A 24851-nucleotide genomic window follows, 5' to 3' on the forward strand; every position below is an offset into this window, starting at 1 on the left:
CATCACGATCGCTCTTGCGCCGCTCACGGGTTGCTGGCCCTATCGCGCCATGCAGCCACCCAGCCTGAGCCACCTGATCCGCACCTTCGCCAAGATCGGCCTTCTGTCCTTCGGCGGGCCGGTGGCGCAGATCGGCGTCATGCACCGCGAACTCGTCGACAGGCTGGGCTGGTTAAGCGAGGCGCAGTTCACCCGCGCCCTGTCCTTCGCCATGCTCCTGCCCGGACCCGAGGCGATGCAGCTCTGCACCTACGCCGGATGGCGTCTGCGGGGAACGCTGGGCGGGCTGATCGCCGGGGCGCTTTTCGTGCTGCCCGGTGCGGTCGCCATGGCGCTCATCACGCTGGCCTACCTGCGCTGGGGCGATCTGCCGGGGGTCGAGCCGGCGTTCATGGGCATCAAGGCAGCCGTGATCGTGGTGGTGGCCACGGCGCTTGCGCGGCTGGCGCGCAAGGTTCTGACCACATGGAGGGCCCGCGCCCTCGCCCTGGCCGCCTTCATCGCCCTCGCCCTCTTCTCGCTTCCGTTTCCCGTGGTCGTCCTCGTCGCCGCGCTCACGGGCGCGGCCTTCGGCAGCGGAACGGTCGAGCATGTGGCGACCCCGGCGCCCGTCGGGCGCAGCGTCAGGACGGCAGCACTCTGGGCTTTCCTCTGGCTCGCACCGCTCGCGATCCTCTGGCTGATTGGCGCAGAGCATCTTGCCCAGATCACCGCCTTCTTCTCCCGCCTCGCGATCTTCAGCTTCGGCGGCGCTTATGCCGCGCTCGCGTGGATGGCGCAGGCGCTGGTCGAAACGCAGGGCTGGCTCACCCCCGACCAGATGGTCGACGGGCTGGGGCTGGCCGAGACGACGCCCGGCCCCTTGATCCTCGTCACCCAGTTCGCGGGCATGGTCGCCGCCGCCCCGATGGGTACCGGAGCGGCCCTTGGTGCAGGCGTGCTGACGCTCTGGGCGGTGTTCGCGCCCTGCTTCGGCCTCGTCTTCACGCTCGCCCCGCATCTGGACCGGCTCGCGGCGCATCCCCGGCTGGCCGCCGGGCTGAGCGCCGTCAGCGCGGCGGTCGTCGGCGTCATCGCTGCCCTCGCGCTGTATTTCGCACGCCATTTCCTGTTTCAAAACGGTCAGTTAACGCCCGGCGATCTGTCATGGGTCGCGGTCGGGCTGACGGTGCTGGCGGCGGTCTTTCTCACGCTCCTCCGCCTGCCGCTTCCCCTCGCCCTCGTGCTTCTGGCGGGGGCCGGATGGCTCACCGGCATGGTCCCGTGAAATGTGAACACGCCGCCTTTTCATCCCTTCCGAATCCCGTATGGTGAGGGCAGGAGACCATGGGAACCAATATGTCGCGGTCCATTGACTACGGAAACCTGATGCACGACGCCATGCGCAGCCTGATTCGTCAGGTTCTGTCCGACGTGGCCGAAAACGGGCTGCCCGGTGCGCATCATTTCTTCATCACCTTCGACACGATGCACCCCGAGGTGGAACTGGCCGACTGGCTTTCGGACCGGTTTCCCGAGGATATGACGGTCGTCATGCAGCATTGGTTCGAGGATCTGGACGTCACCGAAGACGGGTTCGCGGTGACGCTGAACTTCGGCGACAACCCCGAACGCATGTACATCCCCTTCGACGCGATCCGCACCTTCGTCGACCCATCGGTGGAATTCGGTCTGCGGTTCGAAACGCAGGACGATGACGACGACGAAGACGACGATGTGGCCGATATCGAGGACGCGCCCGCGCGTCCGGTCCGCGAAGCGCGCGAGGCCGACAAGGGCAAATCCGCCCCCAAGGACGCCGAGGTCGTGAGCCTCGACAGCTTCCGCAAGTAAGCCGTCACAAAACCTTCAGCCCGCCGACATGGGCGCGTTACGCACCTGTCGTCTCTCTCCCCCAGCCAACAGGGGGATCCCATGTCGAACGTCACGCTTTTTCTGAAAGAGACCCTACGCAAACCCGGCGAAGTCGTCGCCATCGCGCCGTCGTCGCAGGCGGTGGGCCGCAAGATGACCCGCGGTCTGGAAAACGTGCGCGGCCCCATCGTCGAAATCGGGCCGGGCACCGGCAGCTTCACCCGCGAAATCCTCATGCGCGGGGTGCATCCGTCTCGCCCGACGCTGCTCGAGACGAACGAGAACTTCTGCGCCATCCTGCGCGACCGCTTCCCCGGCGTGCGCGTGCTCAACCGCCCGGCGCAGGACATCCAGAAGATCGGCCTGACCGGCATCGGCGCGGTGGTGTCGGGCGTCCCCGTGCTGGCGCGTCCCCAGATCCAGCGCGATGTGGTGGGCCGGGCGCTGGACGTGATGGCGCCGACCGGCTGGTTCAGCCAGATCACCTATTCCCCCCGCGCCCCCATCGGGACGGCGATGCAGGCGGAACTGGGTGTTACCGCTACCTATCGCGGGATGGTCTGGGCCAACCTTCCCCCCGCCCACGTCTTTGCATTCCATCGTATACAGCATTGACGTTGATCCTTGCGAAACACTTGGTATGAAGGCGCCAGATTCCATTCGGAGGCGCTTTTGACATGACCGAGACCCGCACAGAAACCGACAGCTTTGGCCCGCTCGAAGTGCCCAGCGACAAGTACTGGGGCGCACAGACCCAACGCTCGCTGATGAACTTCCCCATCGGCTGGGAAAAGCAGCCCGTCGCCATCGTGCGCGCGCTCGGCGTCATCAAGAAAGCCTGCGCGCAGGCCAACACCAAAGCGGGCGCGATGGACGCGGGGATCGGCGAGGCCGTCATTCAGGCCGCCGGCGAAGTGATCGAAGGCAAGTTCGACGACAACTTCCCGCTGGTCGTGTGGCAGACCGGGTCCGGCACCCAGTCGAACATGAACGCGAACGAGGTCATCGCGAACCGCGCCATCGAAATCCTAGGTGGCGTGATCGGATCGAAAGACCCGGTTCACCCGAACGATCACTGCAACATGGGCCAGTCCTCGAACGATACCTTCCCGACGGCCATGCACATCGCCACCGCCATGTCGGTGCGCGACGTGCTCCTGCCGGGTCTGGAAAAACTCGCCGCCGGGCTGGAAGCCAAGCGCGACGAGTTCAAGGACATCATCAAGATCGGGCGCACCCACACGCAGGACGCGACGCCGCTGACGCTGGGTCAGGAATTCTCGGGCTACGCCCAGATGATCCGCAACGGGATCGAACGCATCAAGCTGGCCATGCCGGGGATCTATGAACTGGCGCAGGGCGGCACTGCCGTCGGCACCGGGCTGAACACCCGCCCCGGCTGGGGTGAAGAGGTCGCGGCGAACATGGCCGAGATCACCGGCCTGCCCTTCGTCACCGCCCCCAACAAGTTCGAAGCGCTCTCGGCCCACGACGCCATGGTGTTCCTGTCGGGCGCCATCGCGACCACGGCGGGAGCGGCCTACAAGATCGCCAACGATATCCGCTTCCTGGGCTCCGGCCCGCGCTCGGGTCTGGGCGAGCTGATCCTGCCGGAGAACGAGCCCGGCTCGTCGATCATGCCCGGCAAGGTTAACCCGACGCAGGCCGAGGCGCTCACTCAGGTGGCGGCGCATATCATGGGCAACGACGCGGCGATCAAGTTCGCAGGCTCGCAGGGGCATTTCGAGCTCAACGTCTACAACCCGATGATGAGCTACAACCTGCTCCAATCGATCCAGCTTCTGGGCGACGCGGCGGACAGCTTCACCGAGCGGATGCTGATGGGCATTCAGGCCAACGAGGCGCGCATCGACAAGCTGATGAAGGAAAGCCTGATGCTGGTCACGGCGCTGGCCCCCACCATCGGCTACGACAACGCGACCAAGGTGGCCAAGACCGCGCACAAGAACGGCACGACGCTGAAGGAAGAGGCCATCGGCCTTGGCTTCGTGGACGAAGAAACCTTCGACCGCGTGGTCCGGCCCGAGGATATGATCGGCCCGAAGGACTGATCGTTTCGACCGGACCGCAAACGGCGCGCCCCACCCGGGCCGCGCCGTTTTCTTTTGCCCGTCTGGCGCCTTGGCGGGCGAGGTGGTAGTCGGACGGGGAACAGTTCACGGACCCGAAACGTGCTCCTCCTCACCATCTGGCCCCTCTTCGCGCTGATCTGCTTGGGCTTCGTCCTGTCGCGGCGCGGGTTTCCCGATGCCGGCTTCTGGCCGGCGGCGGAACGGATCAACTATTTCGTCCTGTTCCCTGCGCTGCTCGTGCGCAACCTTGCGGGCGCGCCGCTGGACGACCCGGCCATTCTGCGGCTGGGCGGTGCGATGGTCGCGGTGATCCTCATGGCCTTCGCCGCCTTGAGCCTGATCCGCCTCGTCCGCCCCATGCCCGCCGCCCGTTTCGGCCCGACGGTTCAGGGTGTCATCCGGTTCAACACCTATCTTGGCCTCGCCGTGACCTCGGCGCTCACCGGGCCTGCGGGGCTGGAACGCGCGGCGGTCTGCCTTGCCATCGGCGTGCCATTGGTGAACGTGCTGTCGATCATGGCGCTGACCGAGGGCAGCGCGTTTCGCAACCCGCGCCTGATGCTGCGCACGGTGTTCGCCAACCCCCTGATCCTCGCCTGCATCGTGGGTATCGCGCTGGCCCTTCTGGGCACCGGCCTTCCTTTCGGGATCGAAAGCTTCCTGACCCTGATCGCACAGGCCAGCCTGCCTCTGGGTCTTCTGTGCGTCGGCGCGGCACTCCGGCCCTCGGCGCTCGGTCAGGACGGGCTCGCCCTGACCGGCACGCTCGCCCTACGCCTGTTGGCCATGCCCGCGCTCGCCTGGCTGATTGCGGGGTTGATCGGCCTCGGCGCCACCGAGACGCTGGTGCTCACCGTGTTCGCGGCGATCCCCACGGCGCCGACCGCCTATGTGCTCACCCGCCAACTGGGCGGCGACGGCACCTATATGGCCGGCCTCATCACCGCGCAGACCATGGCGGCGGTCGTCACGATCCCGGTCATGCTCGCGCTTCTCGGGCTGGCCTGACGCCCGCCTCTTCTCTGTTTCAAGAAACCTCGGGGGTGGGACGCATTCCCCGAATGCGTCCAAGGGGGCTGGCCCCCTTTCCCCGCTTACCGCCCCTCGAACGAGGCTTTCCGTTTCTCGCGGAACGCCAGCACACCTTCCTTGAAGTCGCGAGTCTGCCCGCATTTGCCCTGCAACTTCGCCTCCAGCGACAATTGCGTATCCAGATCGTTCTCAAGCGAGGCCCGCATCGCGGTCTTCACCGCGCGGTAGGCCTGCGTCGGACCGGCGGCGAGCTGTTCGGCGCGCGCGCGCCAGCCCGCCTCGAACGTGTCGTCGTCGAACACTTCCCAGATCATGCCCCAGTCGGCGGCCTGCTCGGCCTCGATCTTTTCGGCGAAAAGCGCGGCCCCCATCGCGCGCGGCAGGCCGACCTGACGCGGCAGCGCCCATGTGCCGCCCGCGTCGGGGATCAGCCCGATCCGGGTGAAGGCCTGAAGGAAATAGGCCGAGCGGGTCGCGATCACCACATCGGCGGCCAGCGCGAGGCTCGCCCCCGCCCCCGCCGCCGGGCCGTTGACGGCGGCGATCACCGGCACCGGCACCGTGGCGATGGCCCGGATCACCGGCTCGTATTCGTCGCGCAGCACCCGTTCCAGATCGACCGCCGCCGCCGTCGACCCCTCGCCCAGATCCTGACCCGAGCAAAAGGCCGCACCGGCCCCGGTCAGAACGATGACCCGCGCCGTGGTCCCGGCCCGCTTCAGCGCCTCGGCCAGTTCGGCGCGCATCTGCGGCGTGAGAGCGTTCATCTTGTCGGGGCGGTTGAGCGTGATTGTCGCTATGCCGCCGGCAAGGTCATAGAGAATCGTATCGTACTGCATTCCGGGCCTCCTCGGTTGCGGGAAGACTAGAGCCTGAGGTCCGGTTGGAAAGGGGAACGCAACGACAGGCACCCGAATTCGGATGCGAAACCCGCAGCGGGTTTCGCCGCCCTCAGCGGTTCAGGAGTTCGTCGAGCCGTGCCTGCTCCGCGTCAGACAGACCATCCGCCCCCGGCGCTTTCGCCATCGAACGCCCACGCAGATAGACGAGCGCGCCAGCCGCCGCGATGAGGAACAGCGCGGGGCCCGCCCCCCAGAGCAGAATGTTGGCCCCACCGGTCGTGGGTTTCATCAGGACGTATTCGCCGTAGCGGTCGACCACGAAGTCGATCACCTCGTCGTTCGTATCGCCCGCCACCAGACGCTCACGCACCAGCAGCCGCAGGTCGCGCGCGATCGCGGCATTGGATTCGTCGATATTCTCGCCCCGGCAGACCACGCACCGCAGTTCCGCCGAAATCGCGCGGGCGCGGGCCTCCATCGCCGGATCGTCGAGCACCTCGTCCGGGTTCACGGCGAGGGCCGGCGCGGCGGCAAGGATCAGGGCGAGGATCAGTCGCTTCATTCCGCAGGCACCCCCTGAACGGGTTTCTGTTTCGCGGCCCCGGCGGCGACGCGGTAACGGCGGTCGGACAGGCTCAGAAGTCCGCCCAACGCCATGATGAGCGATCCGGCCCAGATCCAGTTGGCGAAGGGCTTGATGAAGGTGCGCACGGCATACCCGCCGTTATCCTGCGGGTCGCCGATCACCACGTAGATGTCGCGCCAGAACCCGTTGTCGATAGCCGCTTCGGTCGTCGGCATCGCCTGCACCGGATAAACCCGTTTCTCGGGATGCAGCAGGGCGACCTCTTCCCCGTTTTTCGAGACGACGATATCGGCGGTGGTCGACAGGTAGTTCGGCCCCTCGACCTGCCGGATCTCGCGGATCATCAGCGTCAGGTCCGCGACCTCGAAGGGTTCGGCGGAATTGGCGACGCGGATGTCCTCGACCTGCCACGCCATCAGCCCCGAAATGCCCATGAAGATGACGCCGAGCCCGGCATGGGCGGTCACGCGGCCCCAATCGGCGCGCGGCAGGCGCAGCATCCGTCCGAAGCGCCCCGACACCGGGCCTCGGCCAAGCCGGGACCACAGGTCCGTGGCCGCCCCGCCCACCAGCCAGACGCCAAGCAAAAAGCCCACGGGGCCAAGGATCGTGCGCTCGGTCTGGATCGACCAGGCCAGCAGCGCGACCGCGACGGCAAGCACCATCGCCGGCACCAGCGGGCGCACCAGTTTACCCAGCTTCGCGCGTTTCCAGGGCATCAGCGCCCCGAACGGCAGGATGATCGCCAGCACGACCATGAAGGGCGTGAACGCGGCCTCGAAGAACGGCGCGCCGACCGACAGTTGGCGATCGAAGAACATCTCGGCCACCAGCGGCCAGATCGTCCCGATGAAGACGACGATGGCCGACACCGCAAGCAGGATATTGTTGAACACCAGCGCCGATTCCCGGCTCACCATCCCGAAGATGCCCTTGGCCTCCATCGCGCTGGCCCGAACGGCGAACAGCGTCAGCGCACCGCCGGTGAAGACGCCGAGGATCATCAGGATGAACACCCCGCGTTCGGGATCGTTGGCGAAGGCATGGACCGAGGTTATGACGCCCGACCGGACGAGGAACGTGCCGATCAGCGAAAAGCCGAAGGCCAGAATGGCGAGCAGAATGGTCCAGCTTTTCAGCGCCTCGCGCTTTTCGACCACGATGGCCGAGTGGAGCAGCGCGGCGGCGAAGAGCCACGGCATGAACGACGCGTTCTCGACCGGATCCCAGAACCAGAAGCCGCCCCAGCCCAGCTCGTAATAGGCCCACCACGACCCCAGCGCGATGCCGATGGTCAGAAAGATCCACGCGGCCAGCGTCCACGGGCGGACCCAACGGGCCCATGCCGCGTCCACCCGCCCCTCGATCAGGGCGGCGACCGCGAAGGAGAACGCCATCGAAAGACCGACGTAGCCCAGATAGAGGAACGGCGGATGGAAGGCGAGACCGGGGTCTTGCAGAAGCGGGTTCAGGTCCTGCCCGTCGAACGGCGGCTGCGCGAGGCGCAGGAACGGGTTGGACGTGAGCAGGATGAAGGCCAGAAACGCGACGCCGATCGACGCCTGCACCGCAAGGGCACGCGCCTTGAGCTTCGGGGGAAGACCGCCGCCGAACCAGCTCGCCATAGCGCCGAACAGGGCCACGATCAGCACCCACAGAAGCATGGACCCCTCGTGATTCCCCCACACGCCCGAAATCTTGTAGAGCATCGGTTTCGCGCTGTGCGAATTGAGCGCCACCAGCCGGACCGAGAAATCCGAGTTCACGAATGAATAGGTGAGCGCCGCGAAGCTCGCCGCGATCAACAGGAATTGGAGCGAGGCCGCCGGAACGGCCATCGCCATCCAACCCGACCACCCTTTTTGCGCCCCGACGAGGGGCACGACTGTCTGCACGATCGCCACGCCGAAGGCGAGCACCAGTGCCAAATGTCCAAGCTCTGCAATCATGCGATGTTTCTAATGTGTTTTGCCTGCCCCGCCAATCGCCTGCGCGCGCATGTCGCGCATTTGTCACCGGCAGAGTTCTGCCGGGCTGTCCCTGCGGCATGGGCGGCACGATGCCAAATTTCCTGATCGCGAGATGGAACACGGGACATCCCGCAGCATTGGGCCCACACGAGCGACGGGACAGTTGACCAGCACGCGGGCACGAGCACCCGCAAAACGACAAACCTGAAGGAGGTCACATGCACCGCTTTGTCAAAACCACGGCCCTTGGACTGGGTCTCGCCATCGGCGCCACCGCAACCGCCGCCACCGCCGGCGACTTCGACGGCTTCTACCTGGGCGGCTACGCCTCGGGCGATTTCTTCACCAACCCCAACACCTACGGTTTCGGCGCGCAGGCCGGTTACCTCTATGAGTTCACGCCGGGCGGCTATGCCGGTTTCGAAGCCGACGCCTATTTCCCGAGCGGCAGCGCGAACATCTACACCGGCGCCGCGCGTCTTGGTTACGACTTCGGTTCGCCCTTCATGGCCTATGCCAAGATCGGTGCCGGTGCGGACCAGACCGGCACGCGCCTGTGGACCATCGGCGGCGGCGGCCAGTACGACATCGGCAACGGTGCCTCGCTGCGCCTCGGCATGGACCGGTATCAGGACTTCGCCGGCGGCGCGGCCGACTATGTCGCCAAGGCCGGTATCAACTACACGTTCTGATATCCGCCTATCGACACAATGTGAGAGCGGCAGGCTGGCCCTGCCGCTCTTTGCATGTCAGATTGTCGGTATGAAACGGATCGCCGCCCTTCTCGCCCTCTCCACGACGCTCATTCCCGCGTCGGGCTTTGCGCAGGACGGACAGGCGCGCGGTTCGAGCGAGCCGATTTTTTCATGGCCCGACAGGCCGTCCGTCACGGCACGCGAGGAATCGCTCACGAATCCGCGCTCGCGCGAGGCGAAACCCAATCGCGCACCACACAACCCATACGTGAAAGAGACTCCTGACGGCGACCTTGAATTCGGTATCGAGGGATACGTTTGGGCAGGCGTCGTGATGAAATTGTAGCCTTTTAACCACCCTTCGACACGTATTTGACAAGAAATAGACCTATTCCCTTTGCCGGTTTCGCCGTAACGCAGCATACTGGCGGTGACATGCGTGGGACAACTGCGCTTGAATCACAGGAGATAAAAATGGGCAGTACGATCAAGAAATTTGCCATGGCAGCTTCGGTTGCCGTTGCGTCGCTTGCGGGCGGCGCCGCTCAGGCACAATCCGCGTTCGACGGGTTCTACCTGGGTGCATTCATTCAGAACGATTTCGCCAAGGCGGCGGGTCTTGACGGTGCCGTCGGCGCTTGGGCCGGTTACAACTACGGTTTCGGAAACGGGTTCATCCTCGGTGCGGAAGCTGAAGTGCAGTACGACTGGGCCACGAGCCAGGTTCCGGCGGGTTCGGCCTTCACCGGCCTCGTGAACGCGCGTGCGGGCTATGCGGCCGCGAGCGACTTCATGATCTACGCCAAGGGCGGTGCCGGCTTCATGTCCGGCGCGGGCTTCATCTACGACTTCGGTGCCGGTGCGGAATACGCGCTCGGCGGCAAGTACCTTGTGCGCGGCGAAGTCGTCCGCGTGATGGGTGCTGGTCTTGCCCGTCCGCGCACCGACTTCAAACTCGGCGTCGGCTACAGCTTCTGAGCTTTGTGATGAGGCCCCCTCGGGGGCCTCACACCACCACGAGGTATACGGCGATGGACAGCCCGACCGCTCCCGCGAGCGGCCATAGGAAGTGCATCCCGTGATACCCGAAACTCCTTTGGATGACGGCAAAGTGCAGAACCGATCCGACGATCGGCAGCGCAAGCACGCCGAACATGCCCGGGTTCTGGTGCGCCCAGTCCGGTGACCCCGTGAGGTTGTAGACCCACCACCATCCCGCAAGGCACGCCATCCCGAACCAGCTCACCACCATCCCGATGGCGAGCGGCGTCGTCCGTTCGAACCAAAGCCACAGGAACGTGGCCGCGATCATCACGGCCATGAGCGCGATGGCCCCATAGACGATGTTCGCGACCGGCACGTAGCCCAGCAGCAGGAACCCCGCCTCAAGCGCGAGGACGGTCAGAAAGATGAGGAAAATCGCCTGTTTCATGCCCAAGGACCTCTCGCACGGCATGGTCCAGTTCTCGTGCCGCCCGTTGATGCCGCTCCAACGCACGGTTGAATTCTCGCCCCGCCAGAAAGGCTCTGAGCGTGTGTCCGATTCTGCGCCAATGTCGGGTCACAGATCCCTGCCCCGGCTTGGAAGCCGCTCTCGGATGATGGTGGTGATCTCGATCAGGATCGCCGAGTTCTTGTCGAGCACGGCGCGCGTCGCCTGATCCTTCTGCACGTCGCGCCAGAGCAGGTAAAAGACGAGCAGAACCCAAGGCCCGTGATCCGTGAGGATCTGGAGCAGAACCTCACTGGCCATCCCGCCTCCACGCGTCGAGCGCCGGGTTCGGGTCGCCCTGCGACCGGCTTCCCGCCTCGAGGCTGTCGAGGGTTTCAAGGTTCTGGACCACCGCGCCCGTCGAGGCGATGGTGGTCGCGACCGACCGCTGGAATTCCTGCGATTTCACCTGATGGCGCGCGCCGAAATAGAAGCTGACGATCGCGCCCATGAGCCACCAGAGCGGCTCCGGCACCAGCGCAAGACCGTTCATCCGGGCCGCGAACCAGATCGGGTCGACCATCGCCGAGACGAACAGCCCGATGGTGCCGAGGGCAAGCGCCGGGCGCGGCACGCGGTTGATCCCGTCGATGAAGCGGTCGAAGAAGCCTTTTTTCGGCAGCGCGAATTCGCTGGAGAACTGCTCCAGCGCCGAGGATTGCAGCATCGCCTCGCGCACTGCGCGCTGTTCGGCGTTCTCCATGAAGACGCCCGCCGTTTCGCGCACGATGTTGCGCCCGCCGCCGAAGACGAGGTTCATGGCCCCGTCGATCAACCCCATTGCGCGACCCGAGCGCGATGCTCGGCCTCCGACAGGTGGTATTTGGGCGAAATGAACTCTTCCGCGCGCACGATCCAGCCGCCCTTGCCGCCGTCACGCCGCCGCGCGTATTTGCGGCTCGCGGGTCTGCGGTCGGCAAGCCGGTAGTAATAGTTGCGCCGCTCGATGCCATAGGCGTCGGCGATGTGATCCGGCGCCTTGGCCGCCGCCGCCTTGGCCGCGCCCGCCGTCTGCGGCCCGATGGCCCCGTCGACGGCACAGGGATAGCCCATCCGGGTCAGCATCCGTTGCAGGATACGCACGGCATTCCCGCCTGCGTTCACGTACATATCGAAGACCGAGGGTTGAATCGCCTCGGGCAGCGATGCGATGCCCGGCCCCTCGAAATAGTGCTTGATGAAAATCTCGGTCGCCTGCCCCCGGCTCAACCGCTTCACGTCTTCGGCCGTCACACGCCCGTCGCCGTCGAGGTCGAGCCCCAGCCGCCGCATGGTCCCGATCGTGACGCCGAAATTCGTCGCACCGCCCGGATCGTCCGGGTCGTTCACATAGCCGCCCTCGCGGGCGACGATCGCGGCTGCGATGTCCTGAACGCTCTGCATCTGCCTTGGCCTCCGCACATGAATTGCGGGACCAAGGCTGGTCTCAAATGGTTAATGCGCCCGGAATCAGGAGTTCGGATCGACGTAGGTGCCCTGTTCCTTCAGCGCGTCCAACACCTCTTTCGGCATGTATTCCTCGTCGTGTTTCGCAAGGATTTCAGAGGCTTGAAAGACGCCGTCGATGTAGCTTCCGGTGCCCACCATGCCCTGATTCTCGCCAAACAGGTCCGGCAATACCCCGGTGTATTCCACCGGCACCGTGTTGGCCCCGTCGGTCACGGAAAAGCGCACGGTTTCGCCCTGACCACGCACGATGGAGCCTTCTTCGACCAGCCCGCCGATGCGGAAGATCTCATTCGGCGCGGGCGGTTCTTCGGCCACCTGCGTGGGCGAACGGAAATAGTTGATCCCGTCGCGAAACGCATAGCCGATCAGACCCGTGGCCAGCGCGAGCGCCACGAAGGCAACGACGATGATCTGCACCCGCCGTTTCTTTTTCAGGCCTTTCATGCCCGCCATAGGGTGTCCTCCACTTCAAGGCGCCTCGTTATAGCGCGATACGCCGGGATTTCGTTGATCACGATCAAGGGAAGACCGGGGCCAGCATCAGCCCGGTCGTCTCGTCCTCGCCCAGCATCAGGTTCGCGTTCTGCATCGCCTGCCCGCTCGACCCCTTGCACAGGTTGTCCAGCGTCGCGACGACGAGCGCCCGGCCCGGCACACGGTCGCCGATCACGCCGATGTGGCAGAAGTTCGAGCCCATCACATGCCCCATCCCCGGCGCCTGCCCGAAGGGGATCACTTCGATGAACGGTTCGGCCTCATACCGGGCGACCAGCGCATTGTGGATCGCCTTAGGGTCGCCCTCGACATAGCAATCAGCAAGGATGCCGCGGTTCACCGGCACCAGATGGGGCGTGAACATGATCTCGACCTTGCGGCCCGCGATGGCGCTGAATTCCTGATCGAACTCGCCCAGATGCCGGTGCTTACCGCCTTGGGAATAGCCCGTGACATCGGTCGACCGCTCGGCGAACAGCATATTTTCCTTAAGCGACCGGCCAGCGCCAGAGATCCCGTTCTTGAGGTCGCAGATGATCCGGTCGAGGTCGATCAGGCTTTCCTCGATCAACGGCCGCAGCGCGAATTGCACCGTCGCGGCGTTGCAGCCCGTGCCCGCGACCAGCCGGGCCGATTTGATGTCGTCGCGATAGAACTCGGTCAGGCCATAGACGGCGGACGGCTGCAAGTCCTTCGCCACATGGTCGTTGCCATACCACTTGGTGTAGTCCTCCGGGTTGCGCAGCCGGAAATCCGCGCCCAGATCGACGACCTTCACGCTGTCCGGCAGATCGCGCACCAGCGCCTGAGACAGCCCGTGAGGCAACGCGGCGAAGCACAGATCGACCTGGGCAAAGTCGATCTCGTCCATCGTCACAAGCTTGGGCAGCTTCAGATGGCGCAGTTGCGGATAGACCTCGGCCATTTCCATCCCGGCCTTTCGGTCCGCCGACAGCGCGACGATTTCCATCGACGGATGGGTCGCGATCAGGCGAACAAGTTCCGCGCCGGTGTAGCCGGACGCACCGAGGATGGCGATCTTGTGGGTCATGGTCCCCTCCGAATAGTCGTATGGGATTTAGGGCTTTTCGCGCCCCCGTGCAATTCAGGCCTGTTCGAACGCGATCTTGCGTCGCAGGAACCGGGTCGCGCCGGCCGACACCTTTTCGGGTTTGCCGGTGGTCAGGAATTTCGATTCCGTGCCCGACCCGATCATCTTCGGGTGCCGTTCGAGGTAGTCGGCCAATGAAGCCGCCACAAGGCTCGCCTGAGAATAGACGGTCACCTCCGGCCCCAGCGCCTCCTGAAAGACGTCCTCCATGATCGGATAATGCGTGCAGCCGAGGATCGCGGCCTCGGGATTGGGCATCTTGCGCTTGAGCGCATCGACGTGCGAGCGCACCAGCGCATCGGCAAGGATCATGTCGCCCTCTTCGATCGCATCGACCACACCGCCGCAGGCCTGCGCCTCAACATCCACGCCAATGGCGCGGAAGGCCAACTCGCGTTGAAAGGCGCGGCTCGCCACGGTCGCGGGCGTCGCGAACAGCGCCACGTGTTTCACGGCCACCTCGCGCGGCGGGCTGTTGTCGCCCCATTTGCGCTCGGTCAGCGCCTCGATCAGCGGGACGAAAACGCCCAGCACGCGCTTGTCGGCGGGAATCCAGCTTTCCTGCATCCGGCGCAGCGCGGCGGCCGAAGCGGTGTTACAGGCCAGGATCACAAGGTCGCAGCCCTCGTCCCACAGCCGCGACACGGCCTTGGTCGTGAGGTTGTAGATATCGTCCGCGTCGCGCACGCCATACGGCGTATGGGCGTTGTCGCCGAAGTAGACGAACGGCACTTCCGGCAGACGTTTCGTGACCGCGTCCAGCACCGTCAGCCCGCCAAGCCCCGAGTCGAAAATCCCTACTGCCATCGCCTGCCGCCCTATGCCCGGCGCCGTTCGTCGAATTCATACCCGGTGGCGCGCCAATCCACCGGCGTTGGCGACAAGGCATAGGTCCGTTCCCTGAGGAAATCCATCATGGATTTCGGGTCCGCGCGAAATTGCGCAAGCGTGTCCGGGGCGATGGGCGCGCCGATGATCGCCTGCACCGGGCGATCCACCCGTGCGCGGAACTCATGCATGAGCAGCCCCATGCGCAAGGGCACCGACAGATGGCTCGCCAGTTGAAACAGGCGCGAGTTCTGGCCGTCGAAATAGATCGGCACCACCGTCGCCCCAGATCGCGCCACCATCTTGGCCGTGAAGCGCCGCCACTCAGGGTCCATCGCGCGGCCAAAGGGGGTGGCGGCGGTCGACACCGTGCCGCCGGGAAACACGCCGATCGCCCCGCCCTCGGTCAGAAAACCCTGCGCGTCCTTGCGCATCTGGATCGTGCGGCGCGCAGCCTCGGGCGTGCCTGCGAAATCGACCGGCAGGATCACGTCGCGCAGTTCGGCGGCCCGCGAGAACACCTCATGCGCCAGAATGCGGAACCCCGCACCGCGCGCCCTTTGCAGGATCAGGCCCATCAAAAGCCCATCCAGAACCCCGAACGGATGGTTCGCCACCAGAACGACCGGCCCCGTGGCAGGGATCGCGGACAGGCCCGCGCCGCCCAGCACCGGATCCAGCCCATAGCGGGCCGCCATCAGCGACCAGAACTCGGCCCCGCCCGCAAGCTCGGCCTCATATCCCATCGCGCGGCGCATGAGCCGCCGCCGCCCGGTCGCATCCTCGATCACACGCACGGCAAGCCGCGCCAGCCGCCCTTCGATGGTGGCCGCATAGGAAATATCGCGCGCCGCGCCCTGCATCACCTTGCCTGCTCTGCCGTTCCCGCCTTGATGCCACAACAGCATGAAGATTTGATGAAGGCGCGCCTGTCCGCGACTTCTCCGGTCGCAAAATACCTCGGGGGAGGATGCATTTGCCTGCAAATGCAGCCGGGGGCAGCGCCCCCAGACCGCACCGCCCCGCCTGAGGCGGGGCGGCGCAAGACCTGTGCGGGCGCAAGCCCGCTCCGTCTGAAAACGCTACTCGGCCGCCTTGGCCTGCGCCTGAGGGCCATCCCGGAACGCCGCCAGCAATTCCTCGCGCCGTTTGGCGGCCTTTGCGGCGTTCGCCTCCTTCACCGGGCCGAACCCGCGGATGTCGAGCGGCAGGCGCGCCAGGGCCTGCGCCGCGGCCTTTTCCCCGCCCTCGTAGCCGTTCAGCACCATGTCCATGTCGCGCTCGTATTCCGCGATCAAGGCACGCTCCATGCGCCGCTCCTCGGACCGCCCGAACGGGTCGAGCGGGGTGCCGCGCAGCACCTTGAGCCGGGGAAGCAGGCCGAGCGCGTTCACGAAGCCTTCGCCGAAGGCGCGCTTCTTGGGTCGCCCGTCCGGCGCCGTGCCGTTCATCACCGGCGGGGCGAGGTGCACCTTGAGCGACAGATCCCCCTCGAACGCCGCCTCGGCCTTGGCGCGGGTGTCACGCAAGAGCCGCGCGACCTCGTACTCGTCCTTGTAGGACAGGAGTTTGTGGTAGCCTAAAGCCAGCGCCTCGCGCATCGCATCATCCGGCGCACGATCCACCAGTTTGCGGTATTTCTTGGCAAGACGCGCGTTCTGATAGGCGGTCAGGTGACGCTCGCGGAACGCGATTTTCTCATCCAAGGTCAATGGCTTCTGAACCACCCTTGAACCCGCCGCGCGCTCGGCGGCCTCGCGGTCGACGATGACCCAGCGCCCGGCCTCGAAGGCGCGTTTGTTGCGCTCCACGGCCTGACCGTTCAGCTCGATCGCGGTCATGATCGCCTCATACCCGATCGGGATGAGGCCCGCCTGCCACGAGGCGCCCATGACCATCATGTTGGAATAGATCGTGTCGCCCATCAGCCCTTCGGCCAGTTCTGTGGCGTCGAACAGCGTCACCCGATCCTTCAGCCGCGCTTCAAGAGACAGCGCCAAACGGTCGCCCGGAATACGGAAATCGGTGTCGCGGGTGAAATCCCCCGTGACGGTCTCGTGGCTGTCGACCACGCCCCCGGTGCGCCCCGTGGACATCAGCCCCAGCGTCTTGGCATCCGCGGACACCACGAGTTCGCCCCCGATAAGCGCGTCCAGTTCACCCGTCGCGATGCGAATGGCCGAAATGGCCTCGGGCGTTTCGCCTACGCGCAGGTGCACGGCAACCGCGCCGCCCTTTTGCGCAAGACCCGCCATCTCCATCATGCCCGCGCCCTTACCGTCGATGTGTGCGGCTTGGGCCAGCACGGCCCCGATGGTGACGACACCCGTGCCGCCGACGCCGGTGACCACCATGTTCCACGTCCCGTCGATGGTCGGCAGGACCGGATCAGGCATGTCGGGCATGGTGATGTTCGGCGCGGCCTTTTTGCGCGGCGTGCCGCCCTCGACCTCGATGAAGCTGGGGCAGAACCCTTTGAGGCAGGAGAAATCCTTGTTGCAGGCCGACTGGTCGATGGCGCGCTTGCGCCCCAGTTCGGTTTCCTCCGGCACGATGGCGACGCAGTTCGACTGCACCCCACAATCGCCGCAGCCCTCGCAGATGTCGGTATTTATGAGGATGCGCTTGTCCGGGTCGGGAAACTTGCCCTTCTTGCGCCGCCGCCGTTTTTCCGCCGCGCAGGTCTGAACATAAAGAAGGACGGTTACACCCTTGATTTCGCGCAGTTCCTTTTCGGTGTTCTCAAGCTGATCGCGCTCGCGCACCTCGACACCCTTGGGGAAGCGCGCCGGATCGACCTCTTCCTTCGGGTCGTGCACGACGACAAGCCGTTTCACCCCCGCTGCGGTCATTTCGGCGGCGATGCGGTAGGGGTCCAGCCCGCCCTCGTTCGCCTGCCCGCCGGTCATGGCGACCGCGTCGTTGTAGAGGATCTTATAGGTGATGTTCGTGCCCGCCGCGATGGCCGCGCGCACCGCTTGAATGCCGGAGTGGTTGTAGGTGCCGTCGCCAAGGTTCTGAAACACATGCTCGCGGGTCGAGAACGGCGCTTCCCCGATCCAGTTCGCGCCTTCGCCGCCCATATGCGTGAAACCCAACGTCGAACGGTCCATCCACTGCACCATGTAGTGACAGCCGATCCCCGCATAGGCGCGCGACCCTTCGGGCACCTTGGTCGAGGTGTTGTGCGGGCAGCCCGCGCAGTAATACGGCAGGCGCGCCGCGATCTGCTCGGCATTGTCCGCCTTGCGCGCCTCGGCGATCTTGGCGAGGCCCGCCTTGATGTATTCCGTCTCGCGCCCCTCTTCGATCAGGATGTCGCCCAGCTTTTCCGCGATCATCACCGGGTCGAGCGCGTAGCGGGTGGGGAAAAGCTCCAGCCGACGCCCATGCTCCCACGTGTCGCCCTTGTGCCAGCCATAGACACGGCGTCCGCGCCGGTCGTCGAAGATCGCTTCCTTGATCTGCACTTCGATCAGTTTGCGCTTTTCCTCCACGACGACGATCAGGTCGAGCCCTTCGGCGAATTCGTGGAAGCTGTCCATGTCCAGCGGCCAGGTCTGCGCGACCTTGTAAGTGGTGATGCCCAGACGCTCCGCCTCGGCCTCGCCGATCCCCAGAAGCGACAGCGCGTGCACGAGGTCGAGCCAGTTCTTGCCGGCGGCGACGAAGCCGATCTTGGCACCGGGATGGCCCCAGACGCGGCTGTCGATGCGGTTCGCGCGGGCGAATGCCTCGGCGGCGAACCGTTTGTAGTCGATCATCCGCGCTTCCTGCACGATGCGGTCATCGACGAGCCGGATGTTCAGACCGCCGTCGGGCATCACGAAGTTGTCGGGGGTGACAAGGTTCATCCGGTCCGGGCGACCGTCCACGACCGACGTCGCCTCAACCGTGTCCTTCATCAGTTTCAGCCCGGCCCACAGCCCCGAAAACCGGCTGAGTGCATAGCCATAGACGCCGAGATCCAGAATTTCCTGCACACCGGCAGGCGACAGCACGGGCATATAGGCGTCGACCATCGCCCAGTCGGACTGGTGCAGAACCGTCGAGCTTTCGCCGGTGTGGTCGTCGCCCATCGCCATCAGAACGCCGCCGTGTTTCGACGATCCCGCCATGTTGGCATGGCGCATCACGTCGCCGGTGCGATCGACGCCCGGCCCTTTTCCGTACCAAAGGCCGAACACGCCGTCATGGGTGCCCTCGCCGCGCAGTTCGGCCTGTTGCGACCCCCAGAGCGCAGTGGCCGCGAGATCCTCGTTCAGCCCCGGCTGGAACACCACGCCCGCATCGGCCAGATCGCGCCCCGCCTTCATCATCCAGCTATCCACGCCGCCCAGAGGCGAGCCGCGGTAGCCGGTGACGAGACCGGCGGTGTTCAGACCCGCCGCCTTGTCGCGCGCGGCCTGAATCAGCATCAGGCGCACCATGGCCTGCGTGCCATTCAACAGGACCGGGCTTTTTTCCAGGTCGAAACGGTCGTGAAGTGATACATCTTGCCGCATTGGCGCGCTCCTCCGGCTAGCTCTTGGGCAAGGTCAGGCTAGGTCAATTGTTTTGACCTGTAAAAGTCTTATGTTGTTTATCAGGGCCTTGGCATTTCACGGTTTGATGATGATAAGAAGCCCACAAAATTCAGGTTTGTAGAGCAACAAGCGACACCGATGGACTGGGACAAGCTAAGAATATTTCACGCGGTTGCCGACGCCGGAAGCCTCACCCATGCGGGCGATGCGCTCAACCTGTCGCAATCGGCGGTATCGCGCCAGATTCGCGGGCTCGAAGAGAGCCTGAACGCGACGCTTTTCCACCGTCATGCCCGCGGCCTGATTCTCACCGAACAGGGCGAGCTTCTGTTCGACGCGACCCGCGCGATGGTCCAGCGGCTCGACGCCGCCGTGGCGCGCATCCGCGATTCCAAGGAAGAGGTGTTCGGGGAACTGCGGGTGACGACGACCACGGGCTTCGGGTCGCTCTGGCTCGCCCCGCGTCTTGCGAAACTCTACGAGCAATACCCCGACCTCAAGATCGACCTGATGCTCGAAGAGCGCGTTCTCGACCTTCCCATGCGCGAGGCCGACGTGGCGATCCGGCTCAAGGAGCCGTCGCAGGCCGATCTCATCCGCAAGAAGCTGATGGGCGTGAACATGCGGCTCTATGCCACTCATGCCTATCTCGATGCCCATGGCCGCCCGGAGCGGATGGAGGATCTGTCGAAGCACCGGATCATCTGTCAGAACACCAACTCGGCGCAGGTCAGCGCGGGGGCCACGTTCACGCAGGAAATCCTGACGCATAACGTGGATTCGCTGCTCACCGTGAACAACTATTTCGGCGTGCTTCAGGCGGTCCTGAACGGGTTGGGAATCGGAATCTTGCCCGATTACATCCTTCAGGACTTTCCCGAGATCGAGCGTGTGCTTCCCGAAGAGGAAAGCCGCGAGATACCGGTGTTCCTCGCCTATCCCGAAGAGCTGCGGCATTCCAAGCGGATCGCGGCCTTCCGCGATTTCGTGACGGAAGAGATATTCGAACACCGCAAACAGGCCCTCGAAAGCGGGAACGTTTGACGGCAAAGCCTGCCGCGACCATATCCCCGCAATGCCCCCGACCCGAACGACCAGACAATCCCGGCGCCTCGTCATCCATGCCGGCCAGATCAAGACCGGCAGCACCTCGATCCAGACGGCACTGGCGCGGGGCGACCTCGTCGTGCCCGGCCATACATGGGCCTATCCCCGCCTGCCCGGATTTCTGGATCACGTCTCGCTCGACCCGATCCTGCGCCGCGCCTACCGCGAGGGGAAACGCCGGGACCGCTGGGTCATCGATGCGCTGTCCAACCTGCTCGCCCTCACCCGCGCCGAGACGGTCATCCTGTCGGCAGAGCACTTCGCGAACCTGCCCCCCGACGTGCTGGCCAAGGCGGTGGATCGCGCGCGCCGCACGTTCGTAACCTGCGAGATCGTGGTCTATATCCGCCCGCATCTGGGCGCGTTGACGTCGCTGTTCGTCGAGTTGGTCAAACAGGGCAGCACGCAATCGACCTTCGATGCCTTCGCCGCCGACGCGCATCGGCAGTTCATCTACATGCGCAAATACACGGGCTGGAAAAAGAACCTGTCGCCGTCGGTGAAGGTCACGCTGCGCCCCTTCGTCCCGTCCGCCCTGATCGGCGGCTCGACCGTCACGGATTTCGCCGCGACGGTGTTTCCGGGTCAGGATGCACAGGTCGACGGCGGCGCGTCGGACCGCAAGAACGCGGCCTTGGGCGTTCGCGACCTCATGCGGCTCAAGGTCTGGCACAGGAAATTCAAGGCCATCGGGTTCGACGGCTCGAACCAGATCGCCTGGCCGCTCGCCGATGTCGTGGCGCGCGGCGGCGCCGACGGCGGTCCGAAGCTACGGATGCACCGCGCCCTCGCCGACCGGATGGCCGAGGTCTATGCGAAAGACGCCGCCCGTTTCGACGCGACATGGTTCGGCGGCACGCCCTATTTGGCCGAGGCGCTGGAACGCGAACGCGAGGCCACTATAGATGCGCCGATGTCGGTCGAACCCGAGGACTGGCTGAACCCGGATGAGATCGCGATGCTGGAGGCGATGGCGCAGATGTTCGCCGAGGCTCAATCGCGCCATAGCCTCTGGCCCGCGCGCCTGCGCCATGCCCATGTCAAACGCCAGATGCGGGAAGCCTGAACAAGCTATGCACAAAACGCATAGCAGCATTGTTCACACTCTGCTTGCTCAATGGGCGCTGCGCCCATAAATCCCCCCTCGAAGCTGGTCATCGAGACTTCTCTGGCCGGTTTCACCTCCCTGTTGGACTTAGGCCGGGCCTCGTGCCCGGTCTTTTTTTGTCCGCCGTAGCCCGCTCCCTCCCTTCCCCCCGCCCGCGCCTTCCCTTATGAGGCAGGCAATTGCCTTGAAGGGGACCCGCGCATGACCACCGAGCCTGAGATCACCGAAGAGATCATTGCAGCGCACGGGATCAAACCGGACGAATACGCGAACATTCTGCGCATTCTGAATCGCGATCCGAATTTCACTGAACTGGGCATCTTCTCGGCCATGTGGAACGAGCATTGCTCCTACAAGTCGTCGAAGAAATGGCTGCGCACCCTGCCCACCGAAGGCCCGCAGGTCATCTGCGGACCGGGTGAGAACGCAGGCATCGTCGACATCGGGGACGGTCAGTGCATCGTTTTCAAGATGGAGAGCCACAACCACCCGTCCTACATCGAACCCTATCAGGGTGCCGCGACCGGCGTGGGCGGCATTCTGCGCGACGTCTTCACCATGGGCGCGCGGCCCATCGCGGCGATGAACTCGCTGTCCTTCGGCGAAGTCACGCATCCCAAGACCAAGCGCCTCGTGCATGGCGTGGTCGAGGGCATCGGGGGCTACGGCAACTGCTTCGGTGTGCCGACCGTTGGCGGCGAAGTGCGGTTCCACCCGGCCTATAACGGCAACTGCCTTGTGAACGCGTTCGCCGCGGGTCTCGCGGACACCGACAAGATTTTCTACTCGGCCGCTTCGGGCGTCGGGATGCCCGTGGTTTACTTGGGCGCCAAAACGGGCCGCGACGGCGTGGGCGGCGCGACGATGGCGTCCGCCGAATTCGACGACACCATCGAAGAAAAGCGCCCCACGGTGCAGGTGGGCGACCCGTTCACCGAAAAGCGCCTGATGGAGGCGACGCTGGAGCTGATGGCCACCGGCGCCGTGATCTCGATTCAGGACATGGGGGCCGCGGGCCTAACCTGTTCCGCCGTCGAGATGGGCGACAAGGGCGAGCTCGGCATCAAGCTCAATCTCGACGACGTGCCGCAGCGCGAAGAGAACATGACCGCCTATGAGATGATGTTGTCCGAGTCTCAGGAACGGATGCTTATGGTCCTGAACCCGGACAAAGAGGCCGAGGCGCGCGCGGTGTTCGAGAAATGGGATCTCGACTTCGCCATCGTGGGCGAGACGATCCCCGAAGACCGTTTCATCATCATGCATCAGGGCGAATGCCGTGCCGACCTGCCGCTGCGCGCCCTCTCCGGCAACGCGCCGGAATACGACCGCCCTTGGGTGCCGACGCCCGAGGCCGCGCCGCTGGCAGACGTGCCGCAGATCGACCCCATCGACGGGCTGAAGGGCCTGCTCTCATCCCCCAACTACGGCGCAAAGCAATGGGTCTATGAGCAATACGACCACATGGTCATGGCCGACACCGTGCGCCGCCCCGGTCTGGGCGCGGGCATCGTGCGTGTCCACGGCACCGAGAAAGCGGTCGCATTCACCTCGGACGTCACGCCTCGCTACGTGAAGGCGAACCCGGTCGAAGGCGGCAAGCAGGCGGTGGCCGAAGCCTTTCGCAACCTGACCGCCGTGGGTGCCACGCCGCTGGCCACCACCGACAACATGAACTTCGGCAACCCGGAAAAGCCCGAGATCATGGGGCAATTCGTGGGTGCCATCCAAGGCATCGGCGAAGCGGTCAAGGCGTTGGACATGCCCATCGTGTCGGGCAACGTGTCGCTTTACAACGAAACCGACGGCACCGGCATCCTGCCCACCCCGACCATCGGCGCCGTGGGTCTTCTGAAGAACCTCGACGAAGACCTGATCGGCGGCGAAGCCCGCGAGGGTCACGTGCTGCTGCTCGTGGGCGAGACCGGCACGCATCTGGGCCAGTCCGCGCTGCTTTACGAAGTGTTCAACCGCGAAGACGGCGACGCGCCGCATGTGGACCTCGCCGCCGAGAAGAAAAACGGCGACTTCATCCGCGCCAACCGCGCCTATATCCGCGCCTGCACCGACATCTCCGACGGCGGCCTCGCGCTTGCGGCCTTCGAAATGGCGGAGGCGGCCGGGGTGGGCGTGCAGATCGACACCGACGAGACCCCGGCACTTTTCGGTGAGGATCAGGCGCGCTACCTCGTCGCCTGCAATTTCGATCAGGCCGAGGCATTGATGACCGAAGCGGGCAAAGCGGGCGTCACGATCTCGTCCGTCGGCAAATTCGTGGGCGACACGGTCAAGTTCGGCGGCTCGGAAGCCCCGCTGACGGACCTCGCCGCACTCTACCGTTCCAGCTTCGCCGAGAAAGCCACCTGATCCGGCGTTTCGGACCCCGCGCCGTGGCGGCCACGGCCGCGTTGCTCGTGCTCTGCGGCGCTGGATATGTCGCGCTCGCGCCGGAAAACCCCGAGACGGCGGAACCCGAGGCCGCCATCGCCGCGACCGAAGCGTTCCTCGGCGTGACGCTGGCCGGTGATCCGACCCGGAACCGCGTGTTGCTCATCCGCGAGGACAGGCCCCTTGTCCGCGTCATGATTGTCCTGCCCGACGCGGCCTATACCCGCCTCGCCCAAGACCTGAACGACGCCCACAGGCACGACCCGCGCCGCGAGGTTCAGGGCCTGCCCGGCCCGGACGCCAAGCGGGTTCAGACCCGCAGCCCGTGGCGGGCGAGCTATTTCACGGTGGACGGTCCGGATGCCGGGCTGATCTGGATCTACGCCCGCCCCCTCGAACAGGATCTGACCGAAGTTCAGATCCTCGCCTATGACCCGAACCCCGAGGCATTGGAAGGCGCGCCGTCCCTGACCGGGATCACCGCGCTGCTGCGGCCTTGATCGCGGCAGGCAACCACTGGCTGAACCCGGGCGAAAGCGCCTCGTACCGGGCGATGAAATCCGGGTGGGACAGGTACATTTCCGCCAATCCGGCATGGGCTTCGGGCGAACAGGGCCTGCCCCACATGCCAGCGACCCAGTCGCGGTGCGCGGCCACATCCGCCCGTTCGGGCGACACCCCGCCCTCGTAGGCCGCGACCAGCGCCCCCTCGATCTCGCGCAAGGCGTCCATCTTGCCGTCCATCCCCATGGGCGCATGGGCCAGATGCGATTTCGACGCCGCGATCGCCTCGGCCATCCAGTCGCCGTAGGTTTCGACCAGCCATGCCTCGTGCGCGGCCTGCTCTTCCGGCGCGGGCGGCCAGTATAGGTTTTCGAGCGCCATTCTGCGTCCTTTCCTCTCGGTTTCGATCGTCGCATCGAGCGTCTCGATCATGCCGGTGACCCGCGCCGCCTCGGCCTCCAATCGCGCCCGGTGCGCGATCAGCCGCGCCAGCCGGTCTTGGCCGTCCAGCATCGCGCCGATCTCGTCCAGCGGCACACCGCCCGCCTTCAGGGCGAGGATTTCCTGCAACCGCTCGGCCTCGGCCCGCCGGTAGTAGCGGTATCCGTTGGCGGCCACATGGGCCGGGCGCAGCAGGCCGATCTGGTCGTAATGGTGCAGAAGCCGCACCGTCACACCCGCGACCCTAGCCAGTTCGCCCACCGTCATCTCGTCGATTCGCTCAGTCATGGCGCTTTCATGGGGCCTCACCCCGCGTGAGGGTCAACACCC

25 protein-coding genes are annotated in these 24851 nt (G+C 65.3%); 12 read left to right on the forward strand and 13 right to left on the reverse strand.

Annotation, left to right across the window (positions count from 1 at the left end):
- Positions 1-49: 49 nt before the first annotated feature.
- The 5 genes from chrA (at position 50) to HOY44_RS00315 (ending at position 4955) form a co-directional block, all read left to right on the forward strand.
- A complete protein-coding gene (gene chrA, locus HOY44_RS00295) occupies positions 50-1267 on the forward strand; it encodes a chromate efflux transporter (protein ID WP_287432396.1) in 1218 nt (405 codons plus the stop codon).
- A 71-nt stretch (positions 1268-1338) separates the two neighbouring features.
- Positions 1339-1833: an SspB family protein gene (locus HOY44_RS00300; protein WP_138423306.1), complete on the forward strand. Its 495-nt coding sequence runs from the start codon at positions 1339-1341 to the stop codon at positions 1831-1833.
- A gap of 81 nt (positions 1834-1914) precedes the next feature.
- Positions 1915-2469 (forward strand): class I SAM-dependent methyltransferase, encoded by a 555-nt coding sequence (locus tag HOY44_RS00305; protein ID WP_287432399.1) that lies wholly within the window; start codon positions 1915-1917, stop codon positions 2467-2469.
- 62 nt (positions 2470-2531) lie between these two features.
- The gene (gene fumC / locus HOY44_RS00310; RefSeq protein WP_287432400.1) at positions 2532-3926 is read left to right on the forward strand and encodes a class II fumarate hydratase; all 1395 of its coding nucleotides are present in this window, start codon (positions 2532-2534) and stop codon (positions 3924-3926) included.
- A gap of 120 nt (positions 3927-4046) precedes the next feature.
- Positions 4047-4955: an AEC family transporter gene (locus tag HOY44_RS00315; protein WP_287432402.1), complete on the forward strand. Its 909-nt coding sequence runs from the start codon at positions 4047-4049 to the stop codon at positions 4953-4955.
- Between the two features lie 86 nt (positions 4956-5041).
- Here HOY44_RS00315 and HOY44_RS00320 read toward each other — a convergent pair whose 3' ends face one another.
- From HOY44_RS00320 to HOY44_RS00330, 3 genes are all read right to left on the reverse strand, one after another.
- Positions 5042-5818, reverse strand: a complete 777-nt coding sequence (locus tag HOY44_RS00320) for an enoyl-CoA hydratase-related protein (protein WP_138423070.1) — start codon at positions 5816-5818, stop codon at positions 5042-5044.
- Between the two features lie 112 nt (positions 5819-5930).
- Positions 5931-6383, reverse strand: a complete 453-nt coding sequence (locus tag HOY44_RS00325) for a cytochrome c-type biogenesis protein (RefSeq protein ID WP_287432404.1) — start codon at positions 6381-6383, stop codon at positions 5931-5933.
- Positions 6380-8356 (reverse strand): heme lyase CcmF/NrfE family subunit, encoded by a 1977-nt coding sequence (locus tag HOY44_RS00330; protein ID WP_287432406.1) that lies wholly within the window; start codon positions 8354-8356, stop codon positions 6380-6382. Before HOY44_RS00330 ends, HOY44_RS00325 begins: the two co-directional genes overlap by 4 nt.
- Positions 8357-8595: 239 nt before the next feature.
- Here HOY44_RS00330 and HOY44_RS00335 point away from each other — a divergent pair, with 239 nt between their 5' ends.
- The 3 genes from HOY44_RS00335 to HOY44_RS00345 all read left to right on the forward strand — a co-directional run bounded on the left by HOY44_RS00335 (position 8596) and on the right by HOY44_RS00345 (position 10050).
- Entirely contained in the window at positions 8596-9069 is a 474-nt protein-coding gene (locus HOY44_RS00335) for an outer membrane protein (protein ID WP_008328428.1), read from the forward strand.
- Positions 9070-9139: 70 nt separating this feature from the next.
- Positions 9140-9418 (forward strand): hypothetical protein, encoded by a 279-nt coding sequence (locus tag HOY44_RS00340; protein WP_138423069.1) that lies wholly within the window; start codon positions 9140-9142, stop codon positions 9416-9418.
- A gap of 128 nt (positions 9419-9546) precedes the next feature.
- Positions 9547-10050 (forward strand): outer membrane protein, encoded by a 504-nt coding sequence (locus tag HOY44_RS00345; RefSeq protein ID WP_287432409.1) that lies wholly within the window; start codon positions 9547-9549, stop codon positions 10048-10050.
- A gap of 28 nt (positions 10051-10078) precedes the next feature.
- On the opposite strand, the gene HOY44_RS00350 is transcribed toward HOY44_RS00345, so the two are convergent.
- The 9 genes from HOY44_RS00350 to HOY44_RS00390 all read right to left on the reverse strand — a co-directional run bounded on the left by HOY44_RS00350 (position 10079) and on the right by HOY44_RS00390 (position 18952).
- Positions 10079-10504, reverse strand: coding sequence for a hypothetical protein (locus HOY44_RS00350; RefSeq protein WP_138423068.1), 426 nt, complete (start codon positions 10502-10504; stop codon positions 10079-10081).
- Positions 10505-10633: 129 nt separating this feature from the next.
- Positions 10634-10825 carry a hypothetical protein gene (locus HOY44_RS00355; protein WP_008328420.1) on the reverse strand — a complete coding sequence of 64 codons (192 nt, stop codon included), beginning with the start codon at positions 10823-10825 and terminating at the stop codon, positions 10634-10636.
- Positions 10815-11345 carry a holin family protein gene (locus HOY44_RS00360; RefSeq protein WP_138423067.1) on the reverse strand — a complete coding sequence of 177 codons (531 nt, stop codon included), beginning with the start codon at positions 11343-11345 and terminating at the stop codon, positions 10815-10817. Before HOY44_RS00360 ends, HOY44_RS00355 begins: the two co-directional genes overlap by 11 nt.
- Positions 11336-11947 (reverse strand): holin-associated N-acetylmuramidase, encoded by a 612-nt coding sequence (locus HOY44_RS00365; RefSeq protein ID WP_287432412.1) that lies wholly within the window; start codon positions 11945-11947, stop codon positions 11336-11338. The genes HOY44_RS00360 and HOY44_RS00365 overlap by 10 nt, the downstream gene beginning before the upstream one ends.
- Positions 11948-12013: 66 nt before the next feature.
- Positions 12014-12457, reverse strand: coding sequence for a cytochrome c maturation protein CcmE (gene ccmE / locus HOY44_RS00370; protein WP_040885396.1), 444 nt, complete (start codon positions 12455-12457; stop codon positions 12014-12016).
- A 73-nt stretch (positions 12458-12530) separates the two neighbouring features.
- Positions 12531-13559: an N-acetyl-gamma-glutamyl-phosphate reductase gene (argC, locus tag HOY44_RS00375; RefSeq protein WP_287432414.1), complete on the reverse strand. Its 1029-nt coding sequence runs from the start codon at positions 13557-13559 to the stop codon at positions 12531-12533.
- A 54-nt stretch (positions 13560-13613) separates the two neighbouring features.
- Positions 13614-14426, reverse strand: a complete 813-nt coding sequence (gene murI / locus HOY44_RS00380; protein ID WP_287432416.1) for a glutamate racemase — start codon at positions 14424-14426, stop codon at positions 13614-13616.
- Between the two features lie 11 nt (positions 14427-14437).
- On the reverse strand, positions 14438-15355 hold the full coding sequence (locus HOY44_RS00385) for a lysophospholipid acyltransferase family protein (RefSeq protein ID WP_287432418.1): 918 nt from the start codon (positions 15353-15355) through the stop codon (positions 14438-14440).
- A gap of 174 nt (positions 15356-15529) precedes the next feature.
- On the reverse strand, positions 15530-18952 hold the full coding sequence (locus tag HOY44_RS00390) for an indolepyruvate ferredoxin oxidoreductase family protein (RefSeq protein ID WP_287432420.1): 3423 nt from the start codon (positions 18950-18952) through the stop codon (positions 15530-15532).
- Between the two features lie 159 nt (positions 18953-19111).
- Here HOY44_RS00390 and HOY44_RS00395 point away from each other — a divergent pair, with 159 nt between their 5' ends.
- From HOY44_RS00395 to HOY44_RS00410, 4 genes are all read left to right on the forward strand, one after another.
- Entirely contained in the window at positions 19112-20017 is a 906-nt protein-coding gene (locus HOY44_RS00395; RefSeq protein ID WP_008328406.1) for a LysR family transcriptional regulator, read from the forward strand.
- Positions 20018-20048: 31 nt separating this feature from the next.
- A complete protein-coding gene (locus HOY44_RS00400; RefSeq protein ID WP_287432423.1) occupies positions 20049-21146 on the forward strand; it encodes a hypothetical protein in 1098 nt (365 codons plus the stop codon).
- A 243-nt stretch (positions 21147-21389) separates the two neighbouring features.
- Positions 21390-23555, forward strand: a complete 2166-nt coding sequence (purL, locus tag HOY44_RS00405; RefSeq protein ID WP_287432425.1) for a phosphoribosylformylglycinamidine synthase subunit PurL — start codon at positions 21390-21392, stop codon at positions 23553-23555.
- 23 nt (positions 23556-23578) lie between these two features.
- Entirely contained in the window at positions 23579-24076 is a 498-nt protein-coding gene (locus tag HOY44_RS00410; protein WP_287432426.1) for a hypothetical protein, read from the forward strand.
- On the opposite strand, the gene HOY44_RS00415 is transcribed toward HOY44_RS00410, so the two are convergent.
- On the reverse strand, positions 24054-24809 hold the full coding sequence (locus HOY44_RS00415; RefSeq protein ID WP_287432428.1) for a MerR family transcriptional regulator: 756 nt from the start codon (positions 24807-24809) through the stop codon (positions 24054-24056). The two genes, HOY44_RS00410 and HOY44_RS00415, sit on opposite strands and share 23 nt — an antisense overlap.
- Positions 24810-24851 lie beyond the last annotated feature (42 nt).

Origin of the sequence: Maritimibacter sp. (assembly GCF_016774595.1) — a bacterium.
In the GTDB taxonomy this organism is placed as follows: Bacteria; Pseudomonadota; Alphaproteobacteria; order Rhodobacterales; family Rhodobacteraceae; genus Maritimibacter; species Maritimibacter alkaliphilus.